Annotated in this window: 12 protein-coding genes; 9 read left to right on the top strand and 3 right to left on the bottom strand. The window is 38.9% G+C overall.

The window, feature by feature from the left end; all coding sequences use genetic code 11:
- Window positions 1–14: 14 nt before the first annotated feature.
- Window positions 15–1,358, bottom strand: a complete 1,344-nt coding sequence (locus LY11_RS08895) for a hypothetical protein (RefSeq protein ID WP_111633368.1) — start codon at window positions 1,356–1,358, stop codon at window positions 15–17.
- Window positions 1,359–1,577: 219 nt separating this feature from the next.
- Here LY11_RS08895 and LY11_RS08890 point away from each other — a divergent pair, with 219 nt between their 5' ends.
- Window positions 1,578–2,189 carry a TetR/AcrR family transcriptional regulator gene (locus tag LY11_RS08890; RefSeq protein ID WP_111633367.1) on the top strand — a complete coding sequence of 204 codons (612 nt, stop codon included), beginning with the start codon at window positions 1,578–1,580 and terminating at the stop codon, window positions 2,187–2,189.
- A 35-nt stretch (window positions 2,190–2,224) separates the two neighbouring features.
- Window positions 2,225–3,070: a sialate O-acetylesterase gene (locus LY11_RS08885; RefSeq protein ID WP_111633366.1), complete on the top strand. Its 846-nt coding sequence runs from the start codon at window positions 2,225–2,227 to the stop codon at window positions 3,068–3,070.
- 57 nt (window positions 3,071–3,127) lie between these two features.
- Here LY11_RS08885 and LY11_RS08880 read toward each other — a convergent pair whose 3' ends face one another.
- Complete coding sequence (locus LY11_RS08880) at window positions 3,128–3,922, bottom strand: SDR family oxidoreductase (RefSeq protein ID WP_111633365.1); 795 nt, start codon at window positions 3,920–3,922, stop codon at window positions 3,128–3,130.
- A 142-nt stretch (window positions 3,923–4,064) separates the two neighbouring features.
- Between LY11_RS08880 and LY11_RS08875 the strand changes: the two genes are divergently transcribed.
- The 7 genes from LY11_RS08875 (at window position 4,065) to porV (ending at window position 8,629) form a co-directional block, all read left to right on the top strand.
- Window positions 4,065–4,427, top strand: coding sequence for a winged helix-turn-helix transcriptional regulator (locus tag LY11_RS08875; protein WP_111633364.1), 363 nt, complete (start codon window positions 4,065–4,067; stop codon window positions 4,425–4,427).
- 114 nt (window positions 4,428–4,541) lie between these two features.
- Window positions 4,542–5,171 carry a hypothetical protein gene (locus tag LY11_RS08870; RefSeq protein WP_146610821.1) on the top strand — a complete coding sequence of 210 codons (630 nt, stop codon included), beginning with the start codon at window positions 4,542–4,544 and terminating at the stop codon, window positions 5,169–5,171.
- Between the two features lie 54 nt (window positions 5,172–5,225).
- A complete protein-coding gene (locus tag LY11_RS08865) occupies window positions 5,226–6,014 on the top strand; it encodes a carbon-nitrogen hydrolase family protein (protein ID WP_111633362.1) in 789 nt (262 codons plus the stop codon).
- Between the two features lie 176 nt (window positions 6,015–6,190).
- Entirely contained in the window at window positions 6,191–6,715 is a 525-nt protein-coding gene (locus LY11_RS08860) for a hypothetical protein (protein WP_146610820.1), read from the top strand.
- Window positions 6,716–6,743: 28 nt separating this feature from the next.
- Window positions 6,744–6,932, top strand: coding sequence for a hypothetical protein (locus LY11_RS08855; RefSeq protein WP_111633360.1), 189 nt, complete (start codon window positions 6,744–6,746; stop codon window positions 6,930–6,932).
- Window positions 6,933–6,989: 57 nt separating this feature from the next.
- Window positions 6,990–7,205: a histidine kinase dimerization/phospho-acceptor domain-containing protein gene (locus LY11_RS27275; protein ID WP_394340910.1), complete on the top strand. Its 216-nt coding sequence runs from the start codon at window positions 6,990–6,992 to the stop codon at window positions 7,203–7,205.
- Between the two features lie 254 nt (window positions 7,206–7,459).
- Window positions 7,460–8,629 (top strand): type IX secretion system outer membrane channel protein PorV, encoded by a 1,170-nt coding sequence (porV, locus tag LY11_RS08850; RefSeq protein ID WP_111633359.1) that lies wholly within the window; start codon window positions 7,460–7,462, stop codon window positions 8,627–8,629.
- Here the strand turns inward: porV and LY11_RS08845 are convergent.
- A complete protein-coding gene (locus LY11_RS08845; protein ID WP_111633358.1) occupies window positions 8,616–11,204 on the bottom strand; it encodes a hypothetical protein in 2,589 nt (862 codons plus the stop codon). The two genes, porV and LY11_RS08845, sit on opposite strands and share 14 nt — an antisense overlap.
- Window positions 11,205–11,209 lie beyond the last annotated feature (5 nt).

Here is an 11,209-nt window from a genome sequence, read left to right as displayed (position 1 = left end):
TTACCGGCTCTGGTTTACCTGATCGGATCGGTCATTTTAAAAATCACATTTCCTTTCCGCCCATTATAGCCATCGGAACCATTGCGGCCATCCCGGCCATTTGAACCACTATTCCCGTTCGGGTTTCCAACGCCTCCAGATCCGCCTGTACCACCTTTGCCAGCCCTGCCGCCAGATCCACCTCTGCCCGGGATGCTGGATGCCTGAATCAGGTTTAGATAGGGAGTAACACCGGGAGAATAATGAATAATAATGTTTCCGCCGTTACCACCTGCATCACCATCCCGCCCGTCTCCTCCATGCTGGCCATCCTGCCCATTTCCACCCGGACCAGTTACCGTATTGGTCGTAGTGGTCGTTGTTCCATCGGCATTGATTTTAGTTTCTGTATTAGTGGAAACTGTGCCAGGAGATCCCGATGTACCCCCGGCACCATCCGAACCATTAAAACCATCACTTCCATTTGCACTTTTACTTGAAATAGCAATCGAACCTCCATCTGTATTCACCCAATAATTATAGATTTGATGCGTAGTCTGGTTTTGTATCCTGATTTTTAACAATTGAGCATTGATAACCGGATCATGATAAATATCTGCTGTGACATTTAAATCATAGCCTGTTCCGCTTGATCGTGTATTGAACTGATAGTTTGCAACATAATCGAGTAAAACATTAAGCGTATCAGTTATAGCTGTGTTTCTAGCTAATAAAGTGATCAACTGTATTTTATTGTTTTTAATTTTAGTTGGGTCGTTATCAATTTTTAAATCACCTTTTGATTTAGAAATATGAACGCCATTAAACAGGAAAACAAAATCTTTTAGATTTTTCTTAACCGGGGCCCATTTGTCAATAAACATTTTGTTATCAAAATGTTTTCGCACACCAAACTGAACGTGGTCGCCAGGTGCTTTCGAAAAATTCCCGGCGGTTAAGATATTTATGCTTGTTTCATAATTGTATGGTATTTTCTGCATAAATAACCACTTATCTTTTCCGCCTAAAAATGATTTTTTTGTGTACACATTCACGGTGAGTGAATCTCCCTTTTTATATACTTTTCCGCTTCCTTTTATTTTAATCTTTCCATTTGAGTAACTGCCGCTATCTATTTCTACTTTATATTTCGACCAATTATCAAGGCCATTCAAAAATCCTTTAGTTTGTGATTTTTGCCCTTGATCAGATAGGGCTACAATACCTATAGGCAACGAATTGCCTTCTATACGTAATACATTCGGGTCATATTCAAGAAGATATTTTTGCGGGCCTGTTTTTGTATTGCTAAGAGGCGGCTGAGCAATTGCTGGCAAACACCAAATTAAAGAGATAACAACTGTAATAAATAATTTCATAGCAATTAATTGGCTAACTGGTTTGCGTTAAAACTAAGATAAACAAATGACGAAATAGTTTAATAGGCTGTTTAAATTTTATTTGATAAGTATACTGTTAAACTTGAACATATACCAGATCTGGGGAAACAAAAGTATTAAACTTATCAATTTTTAAATAAAATCAGAAGAATTTGTTATTAAATGAATAATCATTTAGTTTTGCGTGATTATTAAATTATGCGGATCAAGGATATTAACAAACAACAATTAGTAAAAGAAAAAGCTATAGAAATCATCGTAAAACACGGTTTAGAAGGCTTTACGATTAATAAACTTGCGAAAGCCTGCGGGGTTTCGGTAGGGACACCTTACGTCTATTACAAAGATAAGGACGATCTTATTTTAAAGATTGTGTTAGAAGAAGGGGCAAGAATGGAAGATGCGATCAATAAGGCTTTCGATCCGGAGGCTTCATTAGAAGACGGTTTGCGGATTCAGTGGCGCAACCGTTTCGACTACATGGTGGAGAACCCATTACTGGGACAGTTTTTCGATCAGATCAGCAGTTCAACGTACCAACAGCAATTTCTTGAAATGTTCACAAGCAGTACAGGTGCGTTCTTAAGTAAGTTCAAAGAAAACATGGGGCGTTTCATAAGTAATACTGTAATGCGTGGAGAAATGGATGATTTGCCTATTGATGTTTACTGGTCGGTCGCATTTGGCCCGTTATATACTTTAATGCGCTTTCACCAACAAGGGCGCAGTATAACAGGTGCTTCGTTTCAGATCAGCGAAGAACTGATATGGACCACCTTTAAATTGGCACTGAAGGCTTTGAAAAAATAGCCATTCTGATAACAGTTAGTATAAATATAAAAAATATGATAAATTCCTTTTTGATGGCAGGCCAGTCAAATATGGCGGGGCGGGGATATGTGACTGATGTTAAGCAGATCTATGATGAAAAGATCAAAATGCTGGTGAATGGCCGCTGGCAGACGATGACAGAACCAATTAATTTTGACAGGCCCACATCCGGTATAGGACTTGCCGCATCATTTGCGGGGGCCTGGAGATTAAAAAATGATCAGGAAGAAATCGGTTTGATACCGTGTGCTGACGGTGGTACGAGCCTGGATGATTGGGCTGTTGGGGGCGTACTTTTTGAAAACGCGGTGTTCCAGGCAAAGCTTGCCCAAAGGAACAGTAAGTTAAGCGGGATCTTGTGGCATCAGGGGGAAAATGATAGTTTTGGCGGGCTTTCTGCTCTTTATTATGATAAGCTGAGTATTATCGTTGATACCTTACGCCGTGAGCTTGACGCACCGGATATTCCTTTTATTACAGGCGGCCTTGGCGATTTCTTAAGCGGGGGCAGGTACGGTAAATATTTTACTGAATATAGCCAGGTTAATGATGCCCTTCAAAAATTCGCTGAAACAAAGCCGAACTGCTATTTTGTAACGGCAAATGGATTAACAGCAAACGCAGATGGACTTCATTTTGACGCGGTATCGCAGCGCAGGTTTGGAACCCGGTATTTCGAATCATTTTTCGAAAGGAAAAATATTCTGGCACCACTTGCCGGGGAGAATGAGTTAATCGGGATTATACAGGACAGGGCTTTAACCAAAAAAGAACAGGGAGCACTGTTAGAGATTGATTTTGCCTTTGGTAAAATATCCTTAGGTGATCTGGAGGAAAAGTTAGGCCTGCTGAACGAGTAATTAAATTAATAACCTGCAACTGCAGGTTATTAATTTAAGGATTTTAAAAATCAATTTTTATACAACTGGCAGATTGCCTCCGTCAATGATATAATTTGCACCTGTTATATAAGAAGCTTTTGGTGAAACAAGGAAATAAACCAGTTCTGCCGTTTCTTCTGGCTCTGCCATTCTCCCCAGAGGAACCCCGCCAAGCCTTGCCATTAAGTTTTGGGTCATCTCTTCTACAGTAATACCTGCATTTTGAGATAATTCCTCTAAAAAAGTAGCCATTGCCTGTGTCTTATTCAATCCAGGGGATACTGTGATTACTCTTACTCCCTGATTGGCAACTTCACCGGACAGCGTTTTACTATAGGCATTTAATGCGGCCTTAGCCGAGCTGTAAGCCATGGTAGACTCCCAAATCGGAAGCATACCGCTGGTAGAAGAAATATGAATAATAACGCCGCTTTTTTGTGCTAACATCTGGGGTAACAAAGCCCTGTCTAAACGTACTGAGGATAACAAGTTTATCTGTAGTGCCTGGTTCCAATGCTCATCTGTAAGCGTGCTAAACCCACCACCAGGAAATGTATTTGCGCCCATATTATTAATGAGTATATCAACTCCGCCGAATAGTTCAGCAATCTCCTCCGCTACTTTAGCAACCCCTTCCGGACCGGATAAATCTGCTGCAATAAAGTGATGATCCGATTCAGTCTGACCCGGGTGATTTCTTGCCGTAACGATAACTTTAGCTCCTGCTATGGCTAATCTATCAGCAATAGCTTTTCCGATGCCCTTTGTGCCACCTGTTACCAAGGCAACTTTGCCTTCCAGTTCTTTGGTATGGTCCTGTATGTTTTCCATTTTATAGGTTTCTATGAGTGTTTTTATTTACTTTTGTTTCACAAAGAAACTAAAGCAATTCAAGATAATTTAAGTGCTTGTCTATATATGTAGTTACAATAGTGTAACTAAAGGCAAAAAAGTAGTAACATTTAAGTAACCAATGAGAAAATATCAGAACAATCCTTTCAATTGTGCAGTAGTAAGAACTGTAAATTATATCGGGGGTAAATGGAAACCAATTTTATTGATCAGACTGTTGCCTGGTAGTGTCCGTTTTGGCAAGCTTGCTAGTCAAATTCCTGACATTTCACGTAAAATATTGACTCAACAACTTAAGGAACTGGAAGAAGATGGTTTGATTATAAGAACTGAATATAAGGAGAAGCCTCCGAGGGTGGAATATGAATTGAGCGAAAGGGGAAAGACACTTATGCCTATATTAAAGGCTATGTATGATTGGGGTGTCCAGATGGAAGATCCTGAAACCCGGGGAACATGGGACCCTGTAATCCCGGAAAAATAAAGAAATTCTTTTACTGGTTAGTCGGGAAGTCAGGCGGATATAGAGGAAATTACGCAAATTAAATAGGGTCATATATTTATGAGCGGGTTGTCGGTTTCAAAAAAACTTAAAATTATGAAAAACATTTATTTGTACTTAGTATTCATTTTGATTTCATCCCAAATGAATTTATTCGCTCAAAATATTAAAAATAAAGGCAATTACAATTATCAGGTAAGAGAAGAAAATGGCGACTTAAATAATGATGGTAAAGCGGACAAAATAACAGTAAAGATGGATACAACAGATGAATCAAGGCCATTAATGTTACGAATTTTCCTGTCTCAACCAAATGGAAAATTAACTTTAGCTGTATCTTCCACCAAAATAATTGAACCACAATATCCCGTTGAAAACCAAGGAAAACATAATGAATACCAAATTCCGGATTTTTTTATTGAAAAAGGGATTTTAACAATGCGGAGTGAAATTAAAGGAGGAAATATTACTTACGATTTCAAATATCACAATGGAAATTTTGAATTAATCAATGTGAAAAAGTTAACTAATAATGCAACCAAAGGATATGTTGACGAATACACAATATTTACAGAAACCAGATTTAACTTAATTACGGGGCTTCGGACCGAAACTGACGATAAGTTGGGGTCTAAGAAAATATTAAATAAAAGAAAAAAAATAGTTTTAATCAGACCCTTACCGAAAATACAGGATTTCAAATTTTCCGATAAAAAACTATATTAAAAAATCCGCCTGCTTAGGTATAAGTTCAATTACTATTTAGATTATCTTTATTTTATGAAAATAGCTTTAGCTTCTCCTCCATTTCCGAAAAATATGAATGAGGGTTTACAGACACTTGAGAAGATGGCGGTAGAGGCTGCTGATATGAACGCTGAAATTATCTGTTTTCCAGAATCTTATCTTCCAGGGTATCCAGGAATGGGTTATCCAAAATCAGACCAGACAAGCGAAAACCTGAAGATAGCGTTAAATGAAGTGTGCAGAATTGCTGCTGAGAACTCAATTGCAATAATTGTCCCTATGGATTGGTATATCAATAAACAACTTGTCAACCTGGCTTATGTTGTTTCCCAAGAGGGTGAAATATTAGGTTATCAAACTAAAAACCAACTAGATCCTTCTGAGGACACTATCTGGGTGCCAGGTACAGAGAGATCTATATTTGAGATTAAAGATGTCAAATTTGGTATAACTATATGCCATGAAGGATTTCGCTATCCTGAATCAGTAAGGTGGGCGGCACAACATGGTGCCCGGATCGTTTTTCATCCTCACTTTACTGGAAGTAACACGAACGGAGTACAGCTAACGGAATGGGGCAATAAAAGCAATCCATACTATGAGAAAGCAATGATGATGAGAGCTTTGGAAAACACTATTTATTTTGCCAGCGTTAATTATTCATCCCTTTATCCTGAATCGGCCAGTTCATTAATCGACCCTTCCGGACATTGTGTTTTAAATGAAGTTTATGGGAGGGCTGGTATAATTGTTGGAGAAATTGATCCTGATCAGGCAACTGGCATACTAGCCAAAAGATTTAAAAATTCCTTGTATAGTTAATAATTGGGGCAAGTTTTTTTACTCAAACATGCAGTTGCTTCATACCGTGATCCTATTTATTTTTTTTGTTATAATGCCTTTTATTTCTTCTTCTTTTTCGCAGCAATATTGATCCTATTCGGTACTGCCATTTACTGCTGGACACTAACCTGCGTATGCTTTCCTTTAACAACACCATGGTCGATTTACTTAAGAACAACTATCAGCTAACAATTGCAGAAGGGATGGAGGTGAATGATTATATGGAACCTGGATTTGTTGAGGAGTTTATCAGGAATTGTAAACGCGCATTATTGGGAGAAAATGTCAATATTGAAACCATCATCAACTCGCCAAAAGGGAGTAACCCATGGCATCTTATTTTCGAGCCTGCTTTTGATTCGATAGGGGCTATTATAGGTGTTACTTACAGTGCAACTGACATTACACAAATGGTAAGGGATGAAAAAACGGTAGTAGAACAAGGAGAATCTCTTCGTCAGATTGATCGTATTCTCTCAGCCGACTTACATCATCCTCTTGAAGTTATCAAAGGTACAATGGCTACTATGAAACAGCAAGGTTATCCAGATGGTGCCATAGAGTTTAACCTGCTGGAAAAGGCTTGTGATGAACTTTTGGACAAAGGGAGTCTAATCATTTTATCAGAGGAACGAAATGTTGGGAATGTACCTTCATCAGTAAGCTCTTTCATATATTAAGTTATCATTAGCTAAACTAGATTTTTCTATGCCATATAATGATGATGTTGAAATGCACCCAGGCATGAATATTATGCAGTTCATTGATGCTAATTATGTGGCAGACTTTATTAATAATTGTAGTATTACGTTATCAGGAGAAAGTATCAGACTGGAACTTTTACACAATTATGGAGTGTCCTCCAGTTGGTTTATAGAAAGTTATGATCCGGCTTAAAACAACGATGGTGAAATTATCGGTATATCTTATAATTCCATCGACATTTCCAAATGAATAGCTTCTCAGCAGACCGCTTTAGCTCAGCAACGTAAACTCAACCATATTGCATTTATACAGTCTCACGAATTTCGCAGACCGGTAGCAACAATTAAAGGCATGCTTAATCTGATGGAAATGGATGGATACGATGAGAATTATCCATTGTTAAAAGTGATCAGAAATAGCGTAAACGAGATAGACGATAGTATAGTTGAAATTGTAAACAGTTAAAATTGGTGAATAATAAGCCTTATAAAGGCAGCTAATAGGGTTTTTATTAGTCAGGATTTGAAGCTAAAACCTGGATGTCAATAAGGTCTGATACCTAACCCCAAATTTTATTTACACAGTTTATTGGATATTGCCAGGCGAGTATTTCTAAACTTTTTATGTGGAGAATTTAATAGTGAAAATATTTGTATAACGTTTAAGTGAAAAGCGGTATTTTTTTTGTAAATTACTGATATTCTGTAAAATAAACAGCCATGAACCTAAGATTTTTTTCAGTAGCTGTTCTTGGCTTTCTTGCCCTGACAGGGATTTGCTCCGACCTATTGGCGCAATTGGTGCAGCCCGGTACTCAAGCAAACGGCAGTGAAACCAACAACATCATTATCGCTGTACCTTTTTTACTGATTACCCCAGATGCCAGGGCAGGGGCAATGGGTGAAGCAGGAGTTGCTGTGCTTCCTGACGGAAATACAATGAGCATAAATCCTTCAAAAGTAGCTTTCTTAGATCAACCTTATGGATTTTCTGTTTCGTATAGTCCATGGCTAAGGCACGTAGTTTCGGGTATTAACCTGGCTTATCTTAGCGGATATTATAAGGTGGGCGATAAAAATACGATTGGGGCTTCTCTAAGATACTTCTCAGTGAACCAGGTTCAGCTTTTTGATCTCAATAAGCAGGACCTGGGTATTTACAGTCCGAATGAATTTGCTGTTGACGGAACTTTTGCCAGGAAGTTTGGCGATAACTTCTCCTTAGGTACTGCGGTAAGGTACATCCGGTCAAACTTGTATTCTGATCTATTTGCCTCTGGACAGAATACCAAACCGGCTCATGCAATAGCTGCTGATGTATCTGCTTATTTTAAGAAATCTACAGTTTTTCTAGGTAAAGATGCTATCCTGGCCCTTGGGATATACATATCCAATATAGGAACTAAAATGAGCTATGAAGATACAGGGCCTAAATATTTCCTTCCTACGAACTTAAAGATTGGCGGCGCTTCTACATTTATACTGAACGATCTAAACCAGTTTACCATTGCATTAGACCTTAATAAATTATTAGTACCCACCCAGCCAATCTACGGTACAAATGGTGAGATTTTAAAGGGACGAGATCCGGATAAATCTGTTCCGGCAGGTATTTTTGGATCCTTCAATGATGCACCAGGAGGTTTTAAAGAAGAAGTTCAAGAAGTTAGTATTGCAACTGGATTGGAATATATGTACGATAAAAAGTTTGCGCTCAGGTCCGGATATTTCTATGAAAGCCCGAAAAAAGGTAACCGTCGTTATTTTACAGTAGGTACAGGCTTTAAATATCAGGAATTTAATATAGATCTGGCTTATCTGATTGCAGGTGTCCAGAATAGTCCGCTTGCCAATACACTCCGTTTTTCACTGCTCTTTAATTTTTTATAGGTGGAACACTATTTTCCGGTTTTGGCTTAATCACAAATGTCAGGCCTTCAACAAGGTCGCCTTCCATATTCCGGATAATAGAGAACGGTAATGCAAGAGGAGAAGAGACCAATTCTAATTTATTCAATTGGGCGGCATCTATACTGACTGAATAATTGCCAGGCATTAACCCCATATAGGTGAAATAACCATCCGCTTCAGAAACGGTATGTGCAACTAGTTTAGCTTTATCGTTATACAAATTAATAAGGATACGTCCTATGCCTTTTTCTTCTTCCTTATTTTTAAAAATTACCTGTCCGGATACCTGGCCTAATACCAGTACTGGTACTTCTATTCTTTTTACAGAATTCGGATCAATAATAACGCTGTAATTTTTCCTATGCAGATGCCAGGCCACAATATCAAAGCTGGCAGAATCCAGTTCAATTACATAGTTGGTATAGGCTTCCAAATCCGTTATGCGGATAGTAGAATCTTTTACACTTTGTTCAACGCGTCCACCATTTACATGGATCCTTAAACCTAAAACTTTAGGTTCGTCCGCATCGCGCCGGCCATTACCGTTCATATCCAGATATGGAGCCAGGATAACTGCACCCCGGCCAACACTGGTATGGTTATTAAATGATGTATAGTTAGATTTGCTGTCATGTATTAAACTCCCGTTGGCAGACTGAAGATAGGTTAGGACCTCATTGCTTTTTCGTAAAGTAGCACGCGTTTGGGCAAAAGAAAAGTCGTACCTGATGCCTAGTTCCATGTTGCGGATGTTGCTACTGAAATTTTGCTCATAAGACACATTCAAATACCCGTTTCTAAATACCCTTTTTTCCAATTCGGTTTTGATGCCAATGATCTTACCCGCCCCATATTCATATTGTAACTGCTGGGTGACCAAAATACTCTTTAACGCCCTCATAGAAATTGAAAAAAGACTATATATATAAGGATTATTTTGATCCATAAACAAGGCATACGTATTTATGCTGGTACTGTAACTGCCAAATGAAGAAGAAACGAGCCATTCAACATTGGTGTATTTGGTATTTGGTAAGATAAACTGCTCTAACAATATCCTGGTATAGGCGGAAATCTTGCTACCCCTGATGGGAAAAGAAACCGTGACTTTTCGGTCTTCCAAAAAAGTATTATTAATGGCAGTTTGCCCTTTTTTATACCAGGTGTCGTTCAGTTCAATCTGAAGTCCGGAGGACAAATTGTAGCTTAAAAGTGCTTTTGAACGAACATTATAATCGTATTCTGCAGAAAAAAGCAAATTGGACATTAAACGTACAGAAGTATTTATAAAAGGAATGGTGGTACCGGAACCTACCGAAGAGAGGTATTCTGTTCCACCACCAATACTGATGTTTTTGTTTAAACCATAGTTGCCACTGAAACGGGAAAACCGGCTATGTAAACTATCTTCTACGATACCGGCCGAGGCTGTATATTCAAATTCGCCCTTTGGCAAAAAATTAAATGGAATGGCTATATTTTGTTCACTGACACGCTCTTCACCATATGGTCCATAAAAGCGGAGCTTAACCAAAGAATTTCCATAAGTAAGCGGTACATTGAAGGTATAGAATCCCGCAGCATCTGCTTTAACATAGTTGATGAGTACACCGTTCACATAAAGCTCCACTGTCCAGTTGGGTTCGGTATGGTTGCTTAAGGTGTAAGTTCCAAAAGACCGTCTATAGGTTGTTGGGGTATTCGTGACTTGTATGCCAACTACTGGCGCATAAATGGACGCAATAGATTGCCCCTGTATTTTTCCAGCTGAAATCTGTTTCACAACGGTATTGTCGTTGTTTACCAATCGCCATAAATAATATTGCTGGCGCCAGGAGAGCGGTTCCAAATTGTGATAATTAAATATAATGTTCGTTTCTCCTCCTGCAATTACTCCTCCAAGTCCGAGGTTTAGACGCACATCTGACGGGCCTCTTTGATTGCCTGTCGAGGTAACAACAGCATAATCGGCTGTGCCAAAATGAAAGAGAGGGTAAGTACGGCTAACAATGGTATCGGCTTTAGCTGTTCCGCGAAGCTGATTTGCATTGGCCCGCATTTGTGCCTGTCTCATTTCAATCATGATGGGTAGCTCAATTTCTGTACTCAGTACCACAGAAAGACTGCGAAAGTTAAAACTGCACTCGAGACCGAAGACCTTACCGAAATAATCAGATCGTAAATAGAGGTTAGTTGTTGTGCGGACCAGATCACCTGGTTGCAGTTGATAAACCTTGTCCAGATACAGGATACGGGTTTTGTCTATGATAAACTTTGCCTGTGGATTGATCATCGAACCACTTATGGAGTCCATTTTTGCAGAAAGAGTATTTTTGATATGTAAAAAATCAAAGATATCGGCAACCGGTAAATAGATGGTTTGATCACTGATCAAGGCCGGTATTTCTGTCCCCCCAATGCGTTGTACATTTAAAAAAACAGAAACTTCATCGTATGTGGTAGTGGATTGGGCCCTACCGCTATTACAGAAGAAAAAAAAAGCCAGGATAATAAAAAGACCCGAAATTCTAAGAGGGCGATGTAGCTTTTCCATGTTGA

Origin of the sequence: Pedobacter cryoconitis (assembly GCF_003259615.1) — a bacterium.
Lineage (GTDB): Bacteria > Bacteroidota > Bacteroidia > Sphingobacteriales > Sphingobacteriaceae > Pedobacter > Pedobacter cryoconitis.
The sequence above is the reverse complement of the archived record's forward strand: the minus strand, read 5'-3'. Positions and strand labels throughout refer to the sequence as shown.